The organism is Gordonia sp. NPDC003950, assembly GCF_053605205.1.
The window spans coordinates 46,662-67,804 of the sequence record NZ_JBSGIT010000028.1 but is presented as its reverse complement, the minus strand read 5'-3'; the positions used below and the strand labels follow the sequence as shown (position 1 = coordinate 67,804).

General features: G+C 66.3%; 20 protein-coding genes and 2 pseudogenes. 10 read left to right on the top strand and 12 right to left on the bottom strand.

Annotated elements, in window-relative coordinates:
* Nucleotides 1–236 (top strand): hypothetical protein (locus ACWETB_RS20880; RefSeq protein WP_452213375.1); only part of this gene is annotated, 236 nt, incomplete at its 5' end.
* A 301-nt stretch (nt 237–537) separates the two neighbouring features.
* On the opposite strand, the gene ACWETB_RS20875 is transcribed toward ACWETB_RS20880, so the two are convergent.
* On the bottom strand, nt 538–1,110 hold the full coding sequence (locus tag ACWETB_RS20875) for a hypothetical protein (RefSeq protein WP_348808929.1): 573 nt from the start codon (nt 1,108–1,110) through the stop codon (nt 538–540).
* A gap of 454 nt (nt 1,111–1,564) precedes the next feature.
* Between ACWETB_RS20875 and ACWETB_RS20870 the strand changes: the two genes are divergently transcribed.
* Nucleotides 1,565–2,227 carry an SHOCT domain-containing protein gene (locus ACWETB_RS20870; RefSeq protein ID WP_452213373.1) on the top strand — a complete coding sequence of 221 codons (663 nt, stop codon included), beginning with the start codon at nt 1,565–1,567 and terminating at the stop codon, nt 2,225–2,227.
* Nucleotides 2,228–2,291: 64 nt separating this feature from the next.
* A complete protein-coding gene (locus tag ACWETB_RS20865; protein WP_452213371.1) occupies nt 2,292–2,987 on the top strand; it encodes a hypothetical protein in 696 nt (231 codons plus the stop codon).
* 35 nt (nt 2,988–3,022) lie between these two features.
* Here ACWETB_RS20865 and ACWETB_RS20860 read toward each other — a convergent pair whose 3' ends face one another.
* Both ACWETB_RS20860 and ACWETB_RS20855 read right to left on the bottom strand, forming a co-directional pair.
* Complete coding sequence (locus ACWETB_RS20860; RefSeq protein WP_452213369.1) at nt 3,023–3,286, bottom strand: hypothetical protein; 264 nt, start codon at nt 3,284–3,286, stop codon at nt 3,023–3,025.
* Nucleotides 3,283–3,462, bottom strand: a complete 180-nt coding sequence (locus tag ACWETB_RS20855) for a hypothetical protein (RefSeq protein WP_452213367.1) — start codon at nt 3,460–3,462, stop codon at nt 3,283–3,285. The genes ACWETB_RS20860 and ACWETB_RS20855 overlap by 4 nt, the downstream gene beginning before the upstream one ends.
* 102 nt (nt 3,463–3,564) lie before the next feature.
* Between ACWETB_RS20855 and ACWETB_RS20850 the strand changes: the two genes are divergently transcribed.
* Nucleotides 3,565–4,563, top strand: coding sequence for an adenosine deaminase (locus tag ACWETB_RS20850; protein ID WP_452213365.1), 999 nt, complete (start codon nt 3,565–3,567; stop codon nt 4,561–4,563).
* 30 nt (nt 4,564–4,593) lie between these two features.
* Here ACWETB_RS20850 and ACWETB_RS20845 read toward each other — a convergent pair whose 3' ends face one another.
* Nucleotides 4,594–4,911, bottom strand: a complete 318-nt coding sequence (locus ACWETB_RS20845; RefSeq protein WP_348807631.1) for a DUF2853 family protein — start codon at nt 4,909–4,911, stop codon at nt 4,594–4,596.
* 202 nt (nt 4,912–5,113) lie between these two features.
* Here ACWETB_RS20845 and ACWETB_RS20840 point away from each other — a divergent pair, with 202 nt between their 5' ends.
* The 4 genes from ACWETB_RS20840 to ACWETB_RS20825 all read left to right on the top strand — a co-directional run bounded on the left by ACWETB_RS20840 (nt 5,114) and on the right by ACWETB_RS20825 (nt 9,708).
* Nucleotides 5,114–6,034, top strand: a complete 921-nt coding sequence (locus tag ACWETB_RS20840; RefSeq protein WP_452213363.1) for a TY-Chap domain-containing protein — start codon at nt 5,114–5,116, stop codon at nt 6,032–6,034.
* A 139-nt stretch (nt 6,035–6,173) separates the two neighbouring features.
* The gene (locus ACWETB_RS20835) at nt 6,174–7,454 is read left to right on the top strand and encodes a TY-Chap domain-containing protein (RefSeq protein ID WP_452213362.1); all 1,281 of its coding nucleotides are present in this window, start codon (nt 6,174–6,176) and stop codon (nt 7,452–7,454) included.
* 23 nt (nt 7,455–7,477) lie between these two features.
* Nucleotides 7,478–8,452: a ketopantoate reductase family protein gene (locus ACWETB_RS20830; protein WP_452213360.1), complete on the top strand. Its 975-nt coding sequence runs from the start codon at nt 7,478–7,480 to the stop codon at nt 8,450–8,452.
* Nucleotides 8,453–8,598: 146 nt separating this feature from the next.
* Nucleotides 8,599–9,708, top strand: coding sequence for a glycosyltransferase (locus ACWETB_RS20825; RefSeq protein WP_452213358.1), 1,110 nt, complete (start codon nt 8,599–8,601; stop codon nt 9,706–9,708).
* Nucleotides 9,709–9,718: 10 nt separating this feature from the next.
* On the opposite strand, the gene ACWETB_RS20820 is transcribed toward ACWETB_RS20825, so the two are convergent.
* Nucleotides 9,719–11,506 carry a sigma-54-dependent Fis family transcriptional regulator gene (locus tag ACWETB_RS20820; RefSeq protein ID WP_348807626.1) on the bottom strand — a complete coding sequence of 596 codons (1,788 nt, stop codon included), beginning with the start codon at nt 11,504–11,506 and terminating at the stop codon, nt 9,719–9,721.
* Nucleotides 11,507–11,693: 187 nt separating this feature from the next.
* Here ACWETB_RS20820 and ACWETB_RS20815 point away from each other — a divergent pair, with 187 nt between their 5' ends.
* Together ACWETB_RS20815 and ACWETB_RS20810 are read left to right on the top strand one after the other, a co-directional pair.
* The gene (locus ACWETB_RS20815) at nt 11,694–13,295 is read left to right on the top strand and encodes a flavin-containing monooxygenase (RefSeq protein WP_348807625.1); all 1,602 of its coding nucleotides are present in this window, start codon (nt 11,694–11,696) and stop codon (nt 13,293–13,295) included.
* A gap of 42 nt (nt 13,296–13,337) precedes the next feature.
* A complete protein-coding gene (locus ACWETB_RS20810; RefSeq protein ID WP_449743294.1) occupies nt 13,338–14,543 on the top strand; it encodes a serine hydrolase domain-containing protein in 1,206 nt (401 codons plus the stop codon).
* 79 nt (nt 14,544–14,622) lie between these two features.
* On the opposite strand, the gene ACWETB_RS20805 is transcribed toward ACWETB_RS20810, so the two are convergent.
* The 7 genes and pseudogenes from ACWETB_RS20805 to ACWETB_RS20775 all read right to left on the bottom strand — a co-directional run.
* Complete coding sequence (locus ACWETB_RS20805; protein ID WP_452213355.1) at nt 14,623–15,912, bottom strand: tyrosine-protein phosphatase; 1,290 nt, start codon at nt 15,910–15,912, stop codon at nt 14,623–14,625.
* Nucleotides 15,857–16,993 (bottom strand): annotated as a pseudogene (locus tag ACWETB_RS20800) (thiolase family protein). Before ACWETB_RS20800 ends, ACWETB_RS20805 begins: the two are co-directional and overlap by 56 nt.
* The gene (locus tag ACWETB_RS20795; RefSeq protein WP_452213353.1) at nt 16,990–17,436 is read right to left on the bottom strand and encodes a Zn-ribbon domain-containing OB-fold protein; all 447 of its coding nucleotides are present in this window, start codon (nt 17,434–17,436) and stop codon (nt 16,990–16,992) included. Before ACWETB_RS20795 ends, ACWETB_RS20800 begins: the two are co-directional and overlap by 4 nt.
* 105 nt (nt 17,437–17,541) lie before the next feature.
* Complete coding sequence (locus tag ACWETB_RS20790) at nt 17,542–18,933, bottom strand: carboxyltransferase (RefSeq protein ID WP_452213351.1); 1,392 nt, start codon at nt 18,931–18,933, stop codon at nt 17,542–17,544.
* A 9-nt stretch (nt 18,934–18,942) separates the two neighbouring features.
* Nucleotides 18,943–20,370, bottom strand: coding sequence for an acetyl-CoA carboxylase biotin carboxylase subunit (locus ACWETB_RS20785; protein WP_449743298.1), 1,428 nt, complete (start codon nt 20,368–20,370; stop codon nt 18,943–18,945).
* On the bottom strand, nt 20,367–20,663 hold the full coding sequence (locus ACWETB_RS20780) for an acetyl-CoA carboxylase biotin carboxyl carrier protein (RefSeq protein ID WP_449743299.1): 297 nt from the start codon (nt 20,661–20,663) through the stop codon (nt 20,367–20,369). The genes ACWETB_RS20785 and ACWETB_RS20780 overlap by 4 nt, the downstream gene beginning before the upstream one ends.
* A pseudogene (locus ACWETB_RS20775) lies at nt 20,617–21,055 on the bottom strand (ISL3 family transposase); the annotation flags it as partial. The pseudogene ACWETB_RS20775 and the gene ACWETB_RS20780, both read right to left, overlap by 47 nt.
* Between the last annotated feature and the right edge of the window lie 88 nt (nt 21,056–21,143).

Below are 21,143 nucleotides of genomic sequence, written 5' to 3'. Positions count from 1 at the left end.
AAAGTTTCAACACAATCTCAGCCAGAGAGACAAAAGAACCTGACCAAAAAAATCCAAAAAACTGGCAAAAAACAAACTCACAAACACCACCCCACACAACGCAGAGCAGCATCCAAAACAAAAATTTGTTCACTACCATTCAAAAAAATGGCATCAAACAATCCACCAACACACTATCGAGTTCTCAAAGAACACACACCCACCCGAACTACTCCCAGAGGAAGCAGCCTCGGTGAAGGCTTGGTTCGTGCCCTGTCGGGCGGTTCCCGTCCATCTCCCTGGCACATGACTGTGCTCGAGAAATTTCTCGGGGGCGGTCTGCGCAGGCCCGGTTTCCTCTCCCCTGGTGAGTCCCTCTCGGGCCCTCCGGGGCGGCGCCGCGGCGCGCTGACTCGATATAAGTTACGCACCACCGTGCCGTTTTACAAATCGCCTGGTCAGACGCGTATTTTCAGCACTTCTGAGCCACCAGGACGACGTTCCCCGGCCCTTCGTTGGGAAGAACCGGGGAACCGTACGTGCCAGAGGGCGGCGGGACTAGTCAGCAGTTCCGGAGCATGATGCGGTTGCGGCGGGACCAGAGCTCGTATTGGTGCTGATCACCTTCTCGCCCTGCTTGATCGTGCAGGTGATCGAACCCGAAGCGTCGAAGTCATTGGTCGCTGTCAGGGAGACGAACTTGCCCAGACCACTGATCTGGACGTCCTTCGTCCACGGCAGCGCGGCGTTGGTGTCTTGCGACACGTTCACATCGTTGGTCGTGTAGGTGACGCTGGACGCCTGACCTTCGCCGGTGACCTCGTAGGTGACCGTCACGGTGCGATTCGATTCGTTGTCGATCGACTCAGCCGCTCCTCCGATGAGCGCGACGCATCCGCCGACGAACGCGATGATCACGATGACGACCGCCAGCAGAATCCACGGCCAGATCTTCCGCTTCTTTGGCGGCTGCGGCGGTGGATATCCTTGGCCGGCATAGGGCTGCTGGGGATACGGCTGTCCGCCGCCATACGGTTGGTTCGCGCCAAACGGCTGCCCGCCCTGATATGGCTGCCCCTGCCCATATGGCTCGCCGGCGCCGGGCTGTTGCGGATTGTTGGGATCGGTCACGGGAGTGTTCCTTTCACTCCGGGTCGCATCGTTGCGACTCCGAGGTTCTTGCGGCTCATACCGCGCTACGTGCGGCGGCGATGCAACGGCTTCGACATCTGAGCCTGGCGCCCGATGTTCGACTCGATGCCCTCTGTCCAGCTCGAGCGAGTTCGCGGCAGTTCCTTGTGAGGCGGGCCGCGGACCACGACATGTGAGGTTGTCGCATAGTTCCGCTTTGCGTAACCCGCGTCACGACAAGTGCATCGCCGGTTGCCTGCGATTTCGTTACCGAACCTCACAGATCGTTCTCGGTGGGTGCGCTCACTGCTCGGCCGCGCACGCCGACGTCAGCGGCACAACACGTTGACCTGCGCCCCCCAGTCGGATGAAACCCGGCCACGACCGGCGCCAACGCCACAACCACGTGGGATGATCCGTCACGTCCACCAGGACTCGGCCCGAGGAGCGGCGCATGACCGAGAGAAGTCCGAAGGTGACACCCGCACAGGGCGAGGCGTGGGCACGAGCCCTGGCCCCGGTGCTGTTCCCCGGAGAGATCGTCTGGGCCTTCGCGACCGCGAGTCGGTACAACCCGTTCTCCGTCGCCACGGCGATCACCAATGCACGCGTCATCGGCTTCACCACCTCGGGCGACCCGCTTCAACGAGTCACCAGCGAGGTACGGGCGGATGACATCGTGGGCTTCGACCTGTCGGTCCGGCAGGGCCTGCTGCCATCTCTGGTGGTGACCGCCGGCTTCGGTGAGACCGACTTCGGGAAGTTCCAGCCCGGCGAAGCCGCGTACCTCCATCACGTCCTCACCGAACTGCATCGTCGGGGAACCGATCCGGTGGTGCCGCTGCCACCGCGACACCGCGTCGACTCCTCAGCCGCCGAGCTCAGCCCCTCTGCGGGGAGTGATGTCGACGAATCGCCGGACCTTCCAGCGGCGGCGTCGGCGCCTCAGTCCTCTCCCGCGGCCTCGGCACCGAGTCTCGCGCAGGAGATCGCCCAGCTCGCCGAACTGCATCAGCAGGGCATTCTCGACGACGATGAGTTCCGCGCCGCCAAGCAGGCCGCGATCACCGCGATGGCGATCCGTGGACGGTCGACAAGTCTGAAGAAGGGTGGATGAGCGATGATCCATCCGCGTGCGAGGATCGGCGTTTGATGGAGCAGCGTGAGGCGAGGGGAACGTCGTGACCGAGTTGAGCCCGAAGGTGAAGCCCAAGCGGGCTGAGAAGTGGCCGGAGAAGCTCGCACCCGTCCTCGGTCCCGGCGAGGTCGTCTGGGCGTTCGTGACCGCCAGCCGATTCAAGCCGATGTCCGAGGGCACGGCCATCACCAACGCCCGGGTCCTCGGCTTCGTCACCTACGGCAAGCCGGACAAACAGGTCATCTACGAGGTGTCGGCCGCTGATATCGCCTCATTCGAGCTGACCGGCAAGAAGGGCGGGATGCCCCAGCTCGTCGTCACCACGCCGGACGGCGAGATGAACTTCGGCGGCTTCGACAGCGAGGAAGAGGCGTTCATCCGCCACTACCTCACCTATCTCCAGAAACAGGGAACCCACCCGACCGGCGGCGCGCCCGTTGGACGAACCATGCAGGCCCCGGCCGTGCCCACTTCCTTTGCCGTGCCCGCTTCCTTTGCCGCGCCCGGCAGCGTCCCGGACCCGACTCCCACCGCGGACTCATCACACGTCGGTTCGGTTGCGTCTGGTGCGCAGCCGCCGGCAGAGACCGGCTCCGGCATCGCCGACGAGATCGAACGGCTTGCCGGCCTTTATGAGCGGGGTCTGCTCGACGCCGACGAGTTCCGCGCCGCCAAACAGATTGCGCTTGCACATCTTGCACGAGCGAATCGCAGCGTCAGCCTGCAGAAGGGGAGCTGACGCCGACGGCCCCGCGGCGGGCGATCGCCCTCGCATCACCAATGCCACGCATCCGACCCGACGTTGCGGGCGGTGCGTTGCAGCACGCGGATGGTGGTCTCGTAGTCGGCGTCGGAGATTCCTTTCCGCCGCTCGATCTCCAACTCGCCTTGCACCTCGGCCGCATGCCGGAAGCGTTCTGCGCCGGACTCGGTGAGTGTCAACCGCCCGTCGTCGTGTATCCAGCCCTTGGACCGGGCGTCGACGATGGCGTCGCGAATGGCCTGATCGGTGTCGTTGGGTCCGATGATCGTGATCACCTCGTCACGCCGATCCCGCCGTCGTGCAGCGAGAGTTGGTGCAGAAGCCACCATTCGGGTTGCGACACACCCACCTCGGCGAGCCGGGAACGCGTACGGGTGCGGATCGCCGATCCCACCCGTGCGGACCAGAATCCGATGGGTTGACGACGGGCCGGTTGCATCTGTCGGGTCATACCCGACGACGGTAGGAGTTCAACTTCACTTGAAGTCAAGGTGTGGGCGGCACCACCTGAACCGCCGGTGCGCCGTCACACACGGTGACAGGATGGACCACCATGGACGACGCCACGCTCATGCGGTTGCCCAAGGCCGAGTTACACCTGCACATCGAGGGCACGCTCGAACCGGAGATGGCATTCACGCTCGCCCATCGCAACGGGGTCACACTCCCCTACGCCGACGTCGACGAACTCCGGCGGGCGCACGCCTTCACCGACCTGCCTCACTTTCTCGACCTGTACTACGCCTGCATGGCGGTCCTGAGAACGGAGGAGGACTTCGCCGACCTGGCGTCGGCGTATCTGCGGACCGCCGCGACGCAGGGTGTCCGGCATGCCGAGATCTTCTTCGACCCGCAGGCCCACACATCCCGGGGTGTCCCGTTGTCTGCGGTGATCACCGGGCTGCGCCGGGGCCTCGACGCGGCATCGGCCGAGACCGGCACACACGCCGAGCTGATCGCGTGCTTCCTGCGCGATCGACCGGTCGCCGACGCCCATGCCACCCTCGACGCGCTGGAACCCTACGTCGGCACCATCATCGGCGTCGGCCTGGATTCGGCCGAGGTCGGTTATCCGCCAGGACAATTCGCGGAGGTGTTCACCCGGGCACGGGAGGCCGGCCTGCATGTGGTGGCTCATGCCGGCGAGGAGGGACCGCCGAGTTACATCTGGGAAGCCCTCGACGTTCTCGGCGTCGAACGCGTCGATCACGGGATTCGGTGTATGGAGGACACCGCCCTGGTGCGACGATTGGCTGCCGATCGAACCCCGCTGACCGCGTGTCCGCTGTCGAATGTCCGGCTGCGTGCGGTCGACGATCTGCGCGCACATCCGCTGCCCGCGATGCTCGAGGCGGGACTGATGGTGACCCTCAACTCCGACGACCCGGCCTACTTCGGTGGCTACGTCGCCGACACGTACCGCGAGGTCCAGCATGCCCTCGGAATCGACGACGCGACCCTGATCGGATTGGCGCGCAATTCCTTTCGCGCGTCCTTCATCGAGGATCAGCGTGCGCAGGCCCTCCTCGCGGAGGTGGACGACCCGGGGTGAGATCCGCGGGCCGTCCACCATCGCAACGTGCTACTTGAAGACGTCGAGCTTGCCGAACTTCTCGGCCAGCAGGTAGTACACCGCCAGGCGCGGATTGGACTTGCCGTCCTTCATGCCGGCCAACACGTCGGCGATGGCCTTGTCGAGATCGGCGTCGCTGTCGGTGAGACCGAGCTTCTTCTTGAGGAAGTTCTCCCGCACGGTCTTCAGTTCTGCGGGATCACTCGCCGACACCAGCGCGGCATCTCGATTGCGAAGTGCGAGTGCATAGGTGGATGCCATCTTGTCGATGACGGCGGTATCGGCGTTCGGCGCGTAGGCGAGAACGGTGTCACGGGCATCGGACATCTCGGACCTCCAGTGGTTGAAGTCGAATTGTGTGGCCCCGTTCGCCCACACTACGCGGGTCCGGAGGAAGCTCGTGGCGATTCACCATCCACAGACCTGGTTTCATCCACAGGGTAGGGCCTCGATCGAGCTGCATCGACGCAGGTGAGGAGTGCGCGTCCGTACGCTCGGCGTACACCGATCTCGACCCGGGGGGAACACCATGAGCGACAACGAGTTCGACAGCAGCGAGTTCGACAGCAGCGAGTTCGACACGGCGATCGACGACGCCTGGCGCCGCTATCGCATCGACCTCGCCGACCGATTGCACGACGTGACACCCACGTCGGGTTTCGCGGTGAGCGCCGACCCCGAGGGGACCGCGGCGCAGATTCGCATCGAGATGTCGGCAACCGTGACGCGGCGTATCCAGCTCACGATCCACCCGCTTGACCTGTACCGGGACAGCGGACGATTCCCACGCCAGCTCGAGGCGATGAACTCGCTGGGCTGGCGCCACCAGTTCGACGGTGACTTCATCGCCGAGGGTGACACGCAACGCGCGGACGAACTGGCGGCCCTGATCGTCGTGACGCTGCGTGAAGTCGGCGATGTATTGCATCCGTCGATGCTGTCGCAGCCCGACGAGAAACCGCTCAGCCTGGCCGAACCCCTCATCGAGGTCGGGCAGCGCACCCGGAGTTCGGCCCACCTGCGCGGCCTGGTGGTCGATGCGCTGGAGGCGATCGCCGGGAACGCCCCCGACGTCGACGACCTGGGCGATGTCCATCTCCCGACGCTGCCCGTGCCGACATCGGTGAGCGTCCACGCCGATGCACCGCGCATCGAGCTGTGGGCGCCGCTGAACGATGCCGCCACCCATCCCGACGACGCCGCCACGCTGGTGGCAGCGCACCGGACGTCGAATCCGTACGTCTGTCTCGTCGCCCGCGGAACGCGGATCTACGCCCACCTCCTGCTCGAATCGACGATCTTCCATCGCGAGAATCTTCAATCAGCGCTGGGCAATTGGAATGAGTTCTTGCGCCACGACGCGCAGCGCCTGCTCGTTGCCCTGGATGATGCGGCGCGGCGGCCACCCGAGCGCCGTCGGGTGCGGCGTCACGGCGAGGCTGCGGCGTGATGGGTTGCCGAAGCGTGATGGGTTGCCGAGGGTGTCGGTGCGGTTGTGCACGGGTGCAGCTCGGCCACGCCACTCTGTCGGTGGCATCCCGTACCGTCTTCATCGAACACACGTTCTACGACGACACCTTGGGGGCACGATGACCACATCCGGTTACGACGCACTGGTCGAGCAGGCATGGGAGGAGTTCGCCGCCACGCTGCGTGTGCGTATCGCCGAGTTGGAACGCGGGCAGTCCATCGAGTTCGCACTCTCCGACGCGACCAAGTGGCGCACCCTCATCGAGGTCACGGTCACCGGGTCGAAACGGGTGCGCGCCGGCATCGGCAGTCCCGCCTTTCAACCCACGCTCCCGATCAACGTCATCGCCAATCGCCTCCGCGAGACCGGTGCGGGCGAATGGAAGAAGATCCGGCACCAGGTCGTGTATGAGGTGGGTCGGCGAACAATCGATGACCTGATCGCGCAGATCATCGCCGCACTCCGCGGCCTGTGGGATTTTCCGCATCCGTCGTTCGTCACGGTCCACGATCCGTTCGGGCCGCGTGACGCACCGGCGTCCCCGCCGGCGGCGGGTACTCCGAAACGCCACCTGAGCAGCGTCCCCGATCTGCCCGGCCGCCAACCGGAACCCGAGCACGCCGACGTCGACGACAACGCCGGTCCCCTCGACGATGAATGTAGCTGTCCCACAACGACGGCCATCCGGATCACCACCCCGGATCAGCTGATCACCCTTGCCCGGGATGTGCTGTCGGCGTTGGTGCATCGGGAACTCCAGATCGATGACCACGAGATGATCGAACTGCCCTTGACGGACGAGATCGCGTCGCGTGTCGTGGTCTGCGAGGCAGGGCCGCGTCTGGAGTTCGTCGCCACTCTCGGTCACCGGATTCCACCTGCTGCGGTACTCGCGAAGTTGGTCACCGACTACAGCGCGCGGCTCTCGTACGTCACGTTGGTGATCGACAACGGACATCTGTTCGCCCGGTACTCCCTCGAGTGCGCGGTGTTCCACCCCGACAATCTCCGGGCCGCCTGGCAGCTGTGGATGGATCTCGTCAATTCCGTGGGGCGCGAGATCGTGTCGTTGCTGAACGGGGGTGGTCCCGGCACTCACGAGTGCGCCAGCAGCTCGGTGCCCGTCGGCATGCAGACGCTGCTCAGGATCTTCATCGAGGACGGGTTGTCCGCCGAACGCACCGCGCATCTGGTCAGCGGCAAGGTCGATCGGCTCCGCGAGTATGCGGCGGTGTGTGCGGAGATGATCGAGGAGTGGCGGAGGAGGGAGAACGAGTCCCGGAATCGTCACGCACCGGTGGAGGACGTGCAGTTGTGCGTCACGATGGCCGCCGATCTCACCATCTTCGCGACGGTGCTCGCCGAGGCGATCCTGCTGCTCGAGCGACCGACCGGCTGACCGACCGCCCTAGGCTGGGGTGCATGCATGTGGTCATCTATGGCGCCGGCGCGATCGGCGGGGTCATCGGCGCTCATCTGTTCGCGTCGGGCACGCCGACCACGCTGGTGGCCCGCGGTGCGCATCTGCAGGCGATCCGGGAGAAGGGGCTGATCCTCGACACCGACAGTGGTCTTCTGGTGCAGCCGATCCCGAGCGCGCGCAGTGCCGCCGAGGTCGACTGGACCGACAACGCCGTGGTCCTGGTGTGCGTCAAGAGTCAGCAGACCGCCGCGGCTCTCGACGACCTGCGAGCGCACGCGCCGTCGGATATTCCGATCGTGTCGGCGCAGAACGGGGTGGTCAACGAACCGGCCCTCCTGCGGGTGTTCCCGCGCGTGTACTCGGTGTGCGTCATGCTGCCGGCCTGGCACATGGATCCCGGTGTGGTGGTGCAGGGGTCGTCGGCGGCACCGGGCATCCTCGACGTGGGCTGCTTCCCGGGTGGCACCGACGCCGTCGCCGACGAACTGTCCGAGCGGTTTCGGGCGGCGTCGTTCCCCTCGCGGACCCGACGCGACATCACCGCGTGGAAGTACCGCAAACTGATCACCAATCTGGGCAACGGCGTCGACGCGTGCTACCGCGACGACGGGTACGCTCGTGCCGAACTGACGCGTCGGGCCCGCGCCGAAGGGGAGGCCGTCCTGGCCGCTGCCGGTATCGAGGCGGTCAGCGACGCCACCGACAAAGAGCGGCGCGCCAACCACATTCAGCGTCGTCGCAGCGGTGCCGAGGGCGACGGCAACTCGACGTGGCAGAGCGTCGAGCGCGGCGACGGCACCAGTGAGATCGACTACCTGTCCGGTGAGATCGTGTTGCTCGGCCGCCTGCACGGGATGCCGACACCGGTCAACGCGCTGGTGCAATCCGAAACCGCTCGCGTGGTGCGCGAACACCTGGCGGCGGAAAGTCTCGATCCGGTCGAAGCGCTGCGCGGGCTCGACTCCGCCGGGTGAGGTGCTCCGTGAATCCGTGAGGATTCTGCTGCGGCAACACCGGATTCGTCGTCGGAGGCCGGTTCGGCGCAAGAGTACTGCCGCCGTTCACCCCACCCTCGACGTGGCGCTGCGCTGCGTTCACCGACGCCCGGCTCACTGGGCGGGTGCGCATCGTCCAACTGGCGAACTTCTACGGTGAGCGCTCGGGTGGGTTGCGCACGGCCGTGGACCGCTGGGGTGCGGGCTACCTCGCCGCCGGACTCGAGGTCGTCCTCGTCGTCCCGGGCTCGGCATCCGACGAACAGGTAATGACCTCGGGTGTCGTGAAGATCTCGGTACCGGCACCACGAATCCCGTTCTTCGGCGGCTACCGGCTGGCCTCGGCGCGTCGGGTCGCGGATGTCCTCGAACATCTGCGTCCGGATGCCCTCGAGGTGTCGGATCGGTTGACGCTGCGCGGATTCGGCGCCTGGGCACGCCGCCGCGAGATCCACTCGACGATGGTCTCGCATGAGCGACTGGACCGCCTGCTGTCGCTGTTCCTTCCGTCCACGATCGCCCGATGTGTCGCCGACCGCGCCAACGCCGACACCGCCCGCTCCTACGATTCCGTGGTCTGCACAACCGGTTTCGCGGCCGCCGAGTTCGAGCGCATCGGCGCGGGCAACCTGGTGCGTGCTCCGCTCGGCGTCGACCTCGATCAGTTCGCGCCCCGTCACCTCGACCCGCAGCTCAGTGCCCGCTGGACCGACGGAACCGCGACGCTGCTCACCCATTGCGGACGCCTCTCGGTGGAAAAACGCGCCGACCGATCAGTCACCGCCGTGGGCCGCCTGCATCGCGCCGGGGTACCCGTTCACCTGGTGGTCGCCGGAGACGGACCGATGCGTGGCGCCCTCCAGCATGCGGCGCGGGGACTGCCGGTGACCTTCCTCGGTCACCTCGCCGACCGCGGGCAGGTCGCGGCGCTCCTGGCCAGCACCGATGTCTCGCTGGCACCCGGACCGCACGAGACGTTCTGCCTGTCGGCCCTAGAATCGTTGGCGTCGGGCACACCGGTCGTGGGGTCACGGTCGTCGGCGGTGGCCGGCATGGTCGACGAGTCGTGTGGTGCCCTCGCCGACAATTCCGGTAGCGGGTTCGCAGACGCCATCGAACGGGTCCTCACCATCCCCCGGCATGACCGGGAACGTGCCGCACGCGAACGTGCCACCCGATTCCAGTGGCCCGACTCGGTGACGCGGATGCTCGCGGTGCATGCGGGCGGGGTGTGATCGGCAACGGTCACAGGCCGACGATGCCGTACCCGTGGATCTTGCGGTAGATCGAACTGCGCGACATTCCCAGCGCCTGAGCCGCGCGGACCCGGTTCCCGCCCGCCTCACCGAGGGCCGCGATGATCGCGTCACGCTCGGTGACCTCGATGGGCGTGAGCACGCGACGCGCGGTGGTGCGGCAGAAGCCGGGGAGGTCCTCCGGCTGAATCTCTCCGACCGGGCGCACCCGCACCGCCCACTCGAGCGCGGTGCGCAGCTGAGTCAGGTTCTGCGGCCAGGAGAAGGCGGCCAGCACGCGCAGCGCCTGCGGACTGACCCTGGTGTTGCGTTGTGGTGCAATGCCTTTGAGTATGTCGTCGATCAGGACTTCCAGGTCCGGTCCGCGCAGCCGGAGCGGCGGCAGGTGCACGGCGCGAACGAAGCGGCCTAGCAGATCGGTGTACGGGCCGACCGCGTCGTCATGCAACGTGTCGATGGTCGCACCGACGACGGTCCCTGACCGATCCGCCGCCTCGAGTAGTGTGCGCACGCCGGGCAGCGCCTCGGTGGACAGCCGCTCGAGGTGACGGATCACCATCAGCCCACCCGGCGATGCCGTGACCGCGCGCGTGAGGGTCTCGATGTCATGCGGCGCCTCGGTGTCCACGACGACCACCGGATGTGTGGTGTCGGCGTTCTGGTAGGCCTCGATGAGAATGGACCGGCGCCCCGACCCGGGTTCGCCGATGACGATCGTCGCCTCGCCGTCGGCGAGCGCCCGGGCCACATCCCGATAGGCCGTCACCCACGCGGGACTACGCATCCGGTGCGGCCGCCCGGCACCGGCGTCCGACGGCGCCGCGGGTCCTGCGGTCACCGCACGGTCACCACGGGACGGCGTCACCGTGGTGCGCACCTCGTCGAGCAGCAGCACCACCCCCGCGGAGTCACCGGCGCCGACGTGGGATGCCCGCATCCGGATAAGCCGACCGTTGTCGAGGGTGACCGTGTGAATGGCGTTCTCCTGCTTGGTCATCAGGAACTGTGCGTACTGGCCGATGGTGTTCTGTTCCTCGGGACCGAGTAGTGCCCGGGCCGATTCGTTGACCATCACCGTCTCGCCGACCGCCATCACGGCCTGCCCGGATCGGGCACTCGCCCGCAGGTACAACTCGAACAACGCGCGCGTCGGCTGACTGCGATCGAGCAACAGGTTGCGGCCGATGTCGGCGGCAGCGGACCGTACGAGCGCCTCCACCAGACCGTTCCAGCTCTGCACCAGCGTGCTCACGTCCAGCACCCCGGCGACCCGGCCCGTCATCGGATCCAGGATCGGGGCGCCGGTGCACGCGAACTGCACCAGGGACTGATTGAAGTGCTCGGACCCCACGACGCTGACCGGCGCTCCCACCTCGAACACCGTGCCCACCCCGTTGGTCCCGACACCACTCTCCTCGAAGGAGAAACCCCGATCGAAATCGACGCGGTCGAGGACGCGGCCGACCGCGGCGGAACAGTCGCGGCGCTCCACGATCCGCGCACGCGCATCCGTCAACGCGATGGTCACCGGGACGTCGGACATGTCGTCGGCGAGCCGTTCCAGGACGGGGCGAGCACACCGCGAGAGCCGGGAATCGAAATCGATGTCGTCGTGGTACTTCACCCGATAGCGGTCGGCGTCCAGCCCCGCGGAGCGACTGCGCGCCCAGGAGGCCGCGACCACGTCGCCCACTCCGGCCGCGCCCTCGGGTCCGTACTCCAGGAAGTCTGCGCGAGCGGCTGCGATTCGCAGTTGCTGGTCTCGCGGGTCGGCCACTCGGCTCCTCTCGTCGCGGCCACACACCTCATGTGACACATGCCACACCCGATTATTCCCTCCCGCCGGCCGCTCGACCACCGCCGATCGGACAGGTTGAACGTCCCAATTTGGGACATGGCCGAGGTGTGAGACAGGTCAACCATCGGTGCTCACGTGATCGTTCTCACACTCACTGGAGGAAACAATGGCCGATACGACACTCGACGCGATGGTGATCGGAGCCGGCGTCGCCGGACTGTACGAACTGCATCAACTCCGCGAACAGGGCCTGCGGGTCCGCGCCTACGACACCGCATCCGGTGTGGGTGGCACCTGGTACTGGAACCGCTACCCCGGCGCGAAGTTCGACTCCGAAGCCTACATCTACCAGTACCTCTTCGACGAGGACCTCTACAACGGCTGGAGTTGGAGCCAGCGATTCCCCGGTCAGGCCGAGATCGAGCAGTGGCTCAACTATGTCGCCGACGCACTCGACCTTCGGCGAGACATCTCGTTCAACACCACGATCGAGCGCGCCGAGTTCGACGAGGACACCAACCGATGGACCGTGACCACCGACTCCGGTGAAACCATCGACACCCAGTACCTGATCACCTGCTGCGGGATGCTCTCGGCACCGATGTCCGACATGTTCCCGGGCCAGCAGGACTTCGCGGGACAGATCTTCCACACCGCGCGCTGGCCGCGCGACGGCGTCGACCTCGCCGGCAAACGCGTCGGCGTCATCGGTAACGGTGCCACCGGCATTCAGGTCATTCAGACCATCGCCGACGAGGTGGGGCACCTCGACGTCTTCATCCGCACTCCGCAGTACGCGTTGCCGATGAAGAATCCGAGCTACGGCCCCGACGAGGTCGCCTGGTACAAGTCGCGGTTGCCCGAGTTCCAGCAGAATCTGCCCAACACCTTCACCGGTTTCGAGTACGACTTCACCGACGCGTGGGACGACCTCACCCCCGAGCAGCGCCTGGCCCGGCTCGAGGACGACTACGAGAACGGCTCACTCAAGCTGTGGCTGGCATCGTTCGCCGAGATGTTCTCCGACGAGGAAGTCAGTGAGGAGATCTCGGAGTTCGTGCGGCAGAAGATGCGGGCCCGGCTGCAGGACCCGGAACTCGAGAAACTCCTGATCCCCACCGACTACGGTTTCGGCACCCACCGCGTTCCGCTGGAGACCAACTTCCTCGAGGTCTTCCACCGCGACAACGTCGACGCCGTCCCGGTCAAGAACAACCCGATCACACGGATCGCGCCCGAGGGCATCGTCCTGGCCGACGGCACCGTCTACGAACTCGACGTCATCGTCATGGCGACCGGCTTCGACGCCGGGACCGGCGCCCTGACCCGCATCGACATCCGTGGCCGCGGCGGCCGATCCCTCGCCGAGGACTGGGGCCGCGACATCCGCACCACGATGGGCCTGATGGTGCACGGCTACCCCAACATGCTGACCACCGCGGTGCCGCTCGCACCGTCGGCCGCCCTGTGCAACATGACCACCTGCCTGCAACAGCAGACCGAGTGGATCGCCGACGCCATCGCGTACATGCGCGCCCACGACAAGACCGTCATCGAGCCGACCGAGGAGGGCGAGGAGGCCTGGGTGACACACCACGACGAACTCGCCGACGCCAACCTCATCTCCAAGACCAACTCCTGGTACACCGGCTCCAACGTGCCCGGCAAGCCGCGGCGGGTGTTGTCCTACGTCGGCGGCGTGGGCGCCTACCGGGCCGCCACGCTCGAGGCCGCGGCCGCCGGCTACAAGGGCTTCGCACTGTCCTGATGACCGGCCACACTCCAGGAAACCCACGAAAGGTTCATTGATATGTCCACCACAGCAACAGCTTTCGACAAGGCAGTGTTTCAGCGCGCCGCCGACGGGGTACTCCGGTCCGCGGTCGACGCCGAGCAACCGGTCGCCGGCGTCGTGGCAATGGTCACCGACCGCGACGGCACCGTGTACGAGGGCGCCGCCGGACAGCGCCGGCTCGGCGGCGACGCGGAGATCACCACCGACGACGTGTTCGCGATCTTCTCCACCACCAAGGCCATCACGGCGACCGCCGCGCTCCAACTCGTCGAAGAAGGACTGCTCGACCTCGACCGTCCCGCATCGGATTACGCACCCGAGATCGGCGATCTGCAGGTGATCGAGGGTTTCGACGCCGACGGCGAACCGATCCTGCGGGCCCCGCGGTCCTACCCGACGACACGCCAACTCCTCACCCACACAGGAGGATTTGGCTACGACTTCTTCGACGAGAAGTACGCGCGACTCGCCGGGGAGAAGGGGCAGCCCAGCGTCATCACCGCGTCGAAGGCGGCGCTGACCACGCCTCTGCTGTTCGATCCGGGTGAGCGGTGGCAGTACGGCACCAACATCGACTGGGTCGGTCAGGTGGTGGAACGTCTTCGCGGGCAACGACTCGGCGACGTCTTCGCCGAGCGGATCTTCGGCCCACTCGGCATCGAGAACATGAGCTTCGTCCTGCGCGACGACTTCCGTTCCCGACTCGCCGAGATGCACGCCCGCAACGCCGACGGGTCGCTGACGCCGATGGACTTCGAGCTGCCGTCACCGCCGGAGATCGACTTCGGTGGTCACGGCCTCTACGGCACCGTCGGCGACTACATGAAGTTCATCCGCATGTGGCTCAATGACGGCGCCGGAGAGCACGGCCGGGTGCTGCGCAAGGACACCGTCGAGATGGCCGTGCGCAATCATCTCGGTGATCTGCCGGTGACGATGCTGCCCGGTGTCATCCCGTCACTGTCCAACGATGCCGAATTCTTTCCCGGGCAGTCGAAGTCGTGGTCGTTGCCGTTCATGATCAACAACGAGGAGGCTCCGACCGGACGGCCGGCAGGCGCGCTCGGATGGGCGGGGTTGGCGAACCTCTTCTACTGGATCGACCGTGAGAACGGCTATGGCGGATACTGGGCCACCCAGATCCTGCCGTTCGGCGATCCGACGTCGTTCACCAAGTACATGGAGTTCGAGACGGCGTTCTACCGGGCGCTGAAGGGCTGACGCAGCTTCTGTGGTCGCATGATCTCGACGGCATGGGCTCGGACACCAGGTATCCGAGCCCATGCCGTCGCACGCGCGTTCACTCCTGCAGCTTCGCCAACCCCGCGTCGTACCGACCCGCCACCGCGGCGACGACCTCCGGGGTCGCCTGCAGCGCCGCGTTCCATACCACGATCGAGCCGGTGCCGTCGTGGTCGGGGCCCACGGTGATGGTGGACTCGTACGAATCGAGCGGGATGGGGCCGTCGAGGTAGCGGTGGGTGTAGGAGCGGCGCGCGTCGTCGTGCGCGACGATCAGTTCGTGCGCTTGACCTCCATCGTCGAAAGTCGCAGTTCGAACATCATTTTCGACTGCCGTTGCGGCCAGACCCGGAACCCACCGATGTACACCCGCGACGTCGCCGACGATCCCCCAGGCCGCTTCCGCGGGCAGCGGCACCCGGGCCGAGCGCAGGATCTGCGTCGTCGCCGGGCCGTCGCCGGCCATCAGTAGCCGATCGGCGAGCGAGTCGAGTGCGTCGTCGTCGACACCCACCGAATTGAGCCATGCGGCCGAACCGCCGTGGTCGATGTCCAGCCAGGCGAGGAATCGCAGCAGGGTCGCACCGTCCACCCGCAAGGCCTGCGGCGGGTACACCTTGACCGCCTCACCGTAGGTCTCCATCCGGGCCAGACGATCGACCATCAACGGAATGTCCTCGGCGCGAGCCGAGTAGTCGGTGACGATGTCGGCGCGCAGCACTCCGATTGCATCCAGGATCAGCGCCACGGCGACACCGGTGCGGTCCTTGCCCATGGTGCAGTGAATCAGTGCCGGGGTGCCCTCGTCTGCCAGGAGCGCGTCGACGATCCGCTTGAACGCGCCGGGCGCCGCCAGATAGCCGAGGTAGGCGCCGACCAGAGGATCCGGGTCGGTCATCGGGGCCACCGCCGAGCCCTCGGCGACCGGCTTGCGGATGGCGAACGGGACGTTGGTGATGGCGACATCGGTGGTGGTGAAGCCCCCGCTTCCCTCCCGTGCCGCCTCGTAGTCCAGCCGGAGGTCGATGATCTGCTTCAGGCCGGTGTCGGCGACGAGTGCCGCCGCTCCCGAATCGTCGACGAATTGTACTGTGGCACTGCGGAACAGTTGTCCGGGGCCACCACTCGCCCGTCTCCGGACCGGAGCCCGGACACCTCCCGGAATCCCAGAAGCCCTTCCGGTGGTACGGCTTTCGCCACGGCATCCGAGGATTGGGTGTCGGTCATTGCTCTCTCTTTCTCGACTGGGGCGTGTCTCCCAATTCTTCTGCGAAGGATTTGCGAGACAGGTCCTAGATGGACAGGATCGTGACGACGCAGGCGTTTCCGTCCATGCCGGCGGCGCCACCGCCCATGGTTTCGACCATTCCCACGGCGTGGCTGGACACCTGCCGAGGACCGGCGTCACCGCGCAACTGCCACACGACTTCGGCCAGCTGCGCGGTGCCGGTCGCCCCGAGTGGATGGCCCCGTGACAGCAGTCCCCCGCTGGGGTTGACCGGTTGACGACCATCACGGGGGGTATGCCCGGACACCGCGAGGTCACCACCTTTCCCGACGTCGGCCACCCCGAGTGCTTCCAGAGTGGTGATCTCACCGATCGTGAAGGCGTCGTGGATCTCGAAGACGTCGATCTCCTCGATCATGCGTCCGGCCTCCTCGAGGGCGGCCGCGCCGGCACGCTCGACGCTGCGGAAACCCCAGACATCCTCATGACGCTGATCCCACGGTTTGCCGGAGACCATCGCCGAGGATTCGACCGCCACATCACGATTGGTCCGACGCCCTGCCCCGATGATCAGCGCTCCGGCACCGTCGGTGATCGGGCAGCATTGCAGCATGGTCAGCGGATCGGCGATCGGCCGTGAGTCCAGCACCTTCTCCACGGTCGGTGGTTCGCGGCGCAGGTGCGCGCGTTCGTTGTCCATCCCGTTGGTCTTGTTCTTGACCGCGACCTGTGCGAGTTGTTCGAGGGTCAGCCCGTGCACGTCCACGTAGCGTGCGGCGGTCAGCGCGTACAACCCGGGCAGCGGTAGCCCGGTGGCCCCCTCGGGGTCGGATGCCTCGGGGACGATCGCACCGGTGAACAGTGTCGAGAGCTGGTCCACGCCGATCACCAGGACACACCTGAATCGGCCGTGACGGACGGCGGTCACCGCCTCGTGGAAGGCGGCTGTGCCACTGGCACAGGCATTTTCGATGGTTCACATCGGAGCGGCCCCGATGCCCAGACCTCGCTGGATGCGGGTGGCGACGCCGGGTGGGCCGAACACCGAACCCACGATGATCGCGTCGATCTGATCGGGGGTGATGCCGGCATCGGTGATCGCCTCGGCGACCGCCGTCCAGGCCAATGTCTCCACTCGCCGATCGGCGAACACACCGAAGTCAGAGGTGCCGACACCCCATACGGCCGCGTTGATCGTCACTTCTCGGACTCCTCGGGGTCGGTGGGGGCCGCCACACCCAGTTCGACGAGGTCGCCGCCGCGGCCGTCGAAGGACACCCGGCCGCCGGCATGTGGCGCAGGGTCGGCGGATACGTGCACCAGTACGCGTGGACCGTCGTCGACGTCGACGTAGGCGAGCGCGAACGGCGGCGACCAGCGCCCCACCGGCATCCGCACCGTCGTCGCCGCCCAGACGGTTCCCGCGGGAGCGAATCCGGCGGGTTCGATCTCGCCAAAACACACCGGGCACCAGGGCACGTCAGTCTGCGGCAGGGCGTGCCGGCATCTCGTGCAGCGGGCGCCGCGCAGTATTCCGTCGACGAACTGCGGACGGGATTCGGCCACCGAGAGGCCGCCCGCGTCGGCCCCGGCACGCCGCTTGTTCGGGCGGTCGGTCAACTGGGACCGTGCCACCTGCGCCATCAGTGATCTCCGTGCAGGGTCAGTTCGAATCCTCCGGACTCGATGTGCAGGTACGCGCCCACGACGTACTGATGAGTTTCTTGATGTTGGCGACCTCGCGGCTGGTCAGTCCGTAATCGATGGTGCGTTGCGGTGTTGCGCGCATGACGTCGATGTCGTGTTCGGGCACCAGCAGACGCAGATCAGTTCGTCGTCGGAGATGTCCTTGCCGAACTTCTTTCGGAGTTCGGACAGTTCGGGTTGCGGCGGCTGCCAATCCTCGTAGGTCTTGGCCTTCGGACTGTCCATGATCCTGTCCAGGATGTTCGGATCGATCGGGGCGACCGAATCGCCGTAGAATCCGTTGACGTACAACAGAACTTCGTGGGGCACCACCGAATACCGTTTTCCGGTGACCACATTGAGCACCGCCTGGGTTCCGACGAGCTGGGAGAACGGGGTCGCCATCACCGGGTAGCCGAGTTCTTTGCGGATCAGCGACATCTCGTCGAGGACCTCCTCGAACCGGTTCTCCATTCCACGATCCTTGAGCTGCGCCTTGAAGGTTCCGGCCATTCCACCGGGTAACTGATGCCGGTACTGGAACAATGAGAACTCCGCGGGCGCTCCCACCGGGATCTCCTCCAGGCCTGCCACATTCACCAGGTGCTCCTCCACCGGGGCAAGATGGCCATCGTCGATGGCGACGTCAAAGCCCGCATAGCGCAGGTTGGCGATCGTGTTCTCGGTCGACGGCAACGACACACCCGCCGCCAACGGCCGGCTCGCGGTGTGCACGCGGTCGGCACCGGCGAGCACGGCCTCCAGATAGTTCAGTGGCGACAGAGCGTTGTTGGAGTGGAAGTGCGCTTCGACAGGGAGGTTTCCAGCCTCCTTCTTGATGGCGGCGATGAGCGTGCGGGTGCGTTCGGGGGTGAGCAGACCCGCCGCGTCCTCGAGTTCGATGCCGTCGGCGCCGAGTGCCACCAGCTCCCTCGTCCGTGCCGCGTAGTACTCATCGGTGTGGAAGGGACTGTCGGCGTAGAGGATGCACGGCAGTGCCTGCGCCCCGTTGGATTGCGCAACCTTGATCAGGCGACCGATCTTGTCGGTGTTGAACAGGCCGTCATAGATCCAGAAGCTCCCGATGCCGTGGGCGCACAGCCGTTCCACCCACAGATGCATCACCGAGTCGGCGGTGAGGCCGAAGGTGACGATGCCGTTGCTGCGGGTGCCGGCCCGAACGGTGGTGTTGGGCATTGCCTTCGACAGTGAGATCAGCTGATCCCACGGGTCTTCCTTGCAGTGGCGTACCAGCACCTCGAAGATCGAACTGCCCACCAGGTCGATGGTGTGAAATCCTGTGCGATCGAGTTCGCCGGCGATCGGCAGGCCGATCGACTTGGTCATCCGCATCCCCCACCAGCTCTGGGGTCCGTCGCGCAGTGTCTGGTCGACGATGTCGATGGTTCGCCGACCACCGACCGAACGGTCGGCGCAATCGAGATAGGTACTCATGTCGTCTCCTCAAGAGTGGCGCGATACTCGTCGGCGCCGGTGGTGTCGATCCAGCGGGTGGTGATCTGTCCGTCTCGGAAGATGCTGGTGTCCAACAGGAATCGGGTTGAAGTCCACGGTGGTGGACACGCCGTCGACGCCGAGTTCGACCAGCGCTGCGAGTAGCTTGTCGATGGCGGCATCGCGGGTCGGCGCGTGGGCGATGATCTTGGCGATCATCGAGTCGTAGTACGGGCTGATCACCGTTCCCGCGCGACAGTGCGAGTCGACGCGTAGACCGTATCCACTCGGCGGCTCCCATCGGGTCACGGTGCCCGGCATCGGGATGAACCCGCGTTCCGGCGATTCGGCCATCACCCGGGCCTCCACTGCATGTCCGGATGCAGCGATCTGCTCCTGTGTGAAGGACAGCGGGAGCCCGGCGGCCACCCGAATCTGCTCGGCCACGAGATCGACACCGGATACCAGTTCGCTGACCGGGTGCTCCACCTGGATACGGGCATTGAACTCCAGGAATGCGAACTCCTGGGTGTCTGCGTCGTACACGAACTCGACGGTCCCGGCGCTGTCGAGTTCGACGGCACGCGAAAAGCTCACGGCTGCATCATGAATGGCATCACGTACGGCATCGGGGAGATTCGGTGCAGGCGACTCCTCGATCACCTTCTGATGGCGGCGCTGCGCACTGCAGTCCCGTTCACCGACGTGGGCGACGGCTCCGTGTTTGTCACCGACGACCTGTACCTCGATGTGACGTGCGCGGCCGATGAACTTCTCGACGTAGATGCGACCGTCACCGAAGGCCGTGGTCGCCTCGGCGATGGCGGTGGGCAGCATCCGCCGGAGTTCGGCGGCGTCACCGACCACCTTCATGCCGCGGCCACCGCCGCCGGCGACGGCCTTGATCAGTGCCGGAAAGCCGATCCGCTCGGCGGCCTCGACTGCGGCGTCGGGGCTGTCGGTGATGTCGGAGCCCGATAGCACCGGAACCCCGGCGTCGCGGGCGATTTCGCGCGCCGCCGCCTTGTCTCCGGTTCCGGCGACGATCTGCGGTGCCGGACCGATGAAGATCAGACCTTCGGCCACACAGCGCCGGGCGAACTCGGGATTCTCGGACAGGAAACCGTATCCCGGATGGACTGCGTCGCAGCCGGTTCCGAGCGCGGCGGAGAGAACGGCGTCCATGTTGAGGTAGCTCGCACCGGCGGCGGCCGGACCGATGCAGATACTGCGATCGGCAAGCATGGCCGCCATCGAGTCCCGGTCGGCCTCGGAGGTCACCGCGATGGCCTCGATGCCCAGGGCTCGGCAGGCACGGATCACCTGAACTGCGATCTCGCCACGGTTGGCGACCAGGACCCGGCGGATCACCGACCCGACCGGGGTCCCGGCCGGCACCGTCACCGGCCGCTCATACAGTGCTTGCGGGGTACTCATGAGGGCCGGATCAGGAACAGGGTCTGGCCGAACTCCACCATCTCGGCGTTGTTCGCCTGTACCGCCACCACTTCACCGGCGACCTCGGAGACCACCGGACTCATCAGCTTCATCACCTCGACGATGGCCAGCTGATCGCTCTTGGCCACAGTGGATCCCACGGCGACAAAGGGCGCGGAGCCCGGGTCCGGGGCGACCCAGAACGAGCCGACCGTCGGAGCGGTGATCGCAACGAGGGTGGGATCACGCGTTGTTGGCGGTGTCCCACGCGACCCCGAGTCCCTCGGCGACACGGGCGACGGTGAGGTGTGCGACCACGATCCCTTCCAGCGCCCATCGCAGCCCGGTGCGCGAGAGCTTCGCGCGTGGCTCCGCCGCGGCGCTGGTGTCTTGGCGCCACACGTGTCCGCAGTCGGCACAGCGGTAGCGGCGCACTACAACTTCCAGCACGGTCGGTCGCCAGCCCAGCGGCTCGTGGGCCAACCGCCGGATCACGGTGTCACGAGCAGCGCCTTCGCTGCCGCACCGTCGGCACCACTGATCTGGTTCCACCACGCGGCACGCGAGGACCGCACGATCCGGTTCAAGTCGTTGTCCGGTCACGCTCAGACCGAGGCCGTCGAGTCGAGCGAAGGCTGTCAGGTCAGGGCGGCCGAAGCCGGGCCGGCGGGGTAGCGTCGGACACGTCGAGGTCTTTCGGATGGATGGCTTCGACGCCGCCGCAAGCTCCGGTGAAACGGTCGGTACTGGTCGGTCGTCGTCGGTCACCACCG

What these genes read in the sequence shown, in the direction of transcription:
- ACWETB_RS20870 (WP_452213373.1), top strand. Translation starts at nt 1,565, where the DNA reads ATGACCGAGAGAAGTCCGAAGGTGACACCCGCACAGGGCGAGGCGTGG.
- ACWETB_RS20855 (WP_452213367.1), bottom strand. Translation starts at nt 3,462, where the DNA reads ATGACCCGACAGATGCAACCGGCCCGTCGTCAACCCATCGGATTCTGG.
- ACWETB_RS20850 (WP_452213365.1), top strand. Translation starts at nt 3,565, where the DNA reads ATGGACGACGCCACGCTCATGCGGTTGCCCAAGGCCGAGTTACACCTG.
- ACWETB_RS20845 (WP_348807631.1), bottom strand. Translation starts at nt 4,911, where the DNA reads ATGTCCGATGCCCGTGACACCGTTCTCGCCTACGCGCCGAACGCCGAT.
- ACWETB_RS20840 (WP_452213363.1), top strand. Translation starts at nt 5,114, where the DNA reads ATGAGCGACAACGAGTTCGACAGCAGCGAGTTCGACAGCAGCGAGTTC.
- ACWETB_RS20835 (WP_452213362.1), top strand. Translation starts at nt 6,174, where the DNA reads ATGACCACATCCGGTTACGACGCACTGGTCGAGCAGGCATGGGAGGAG.
- ACWETB_RS20830 (WP_452213360.1), top strand. Translation starts at nt 7,478, where the DNA reads ATGCATGTGGTCATCTATGGCGCCGGCGCGATCGGCGGGGTCATCGGC.
- ACWETB_RS20815 (WP_348807625.1), top strand. Translation starts at nt 11,694, where the DNA reads ATGGCCGATACGACACTCGACGCGATGGTGATCGGAGCCGGCGTCGCC.
- ACWETB_RS20810 (WP_449743294.1), top strand. Translation starts at nt 13,338, where the DNA reads ATGTCCACCACAGCAACAGCTTTCGACAAGGCAGTGTTTCAGCGCGCC.
- ACWETB_RS20795 (WP_452213353.1), bottom strand. Translation starts at nt 17,436, where the DNA reads ATGGCGCAGGTGGCACGGTCCCAGTTGACCGACCGCCCGAACAAGCGG.
- ACWETB_RS20790 (WP_452213351.1), bottom strand. Translation starts at nt 18,933, where the DNA reads ATGAGTACCTATCTCGATTGCGCCGACCGTTCGGTCGGTGGTCGGCGA.
- ACWETB_RS20785 (WP_449743298.1), bottom strand. Translation starts at nt 20,370, where the DNA reads ATGAGTACCCCGCAAGCACTGTATGAGCGGCCGGTGACGGTGCCGGCC.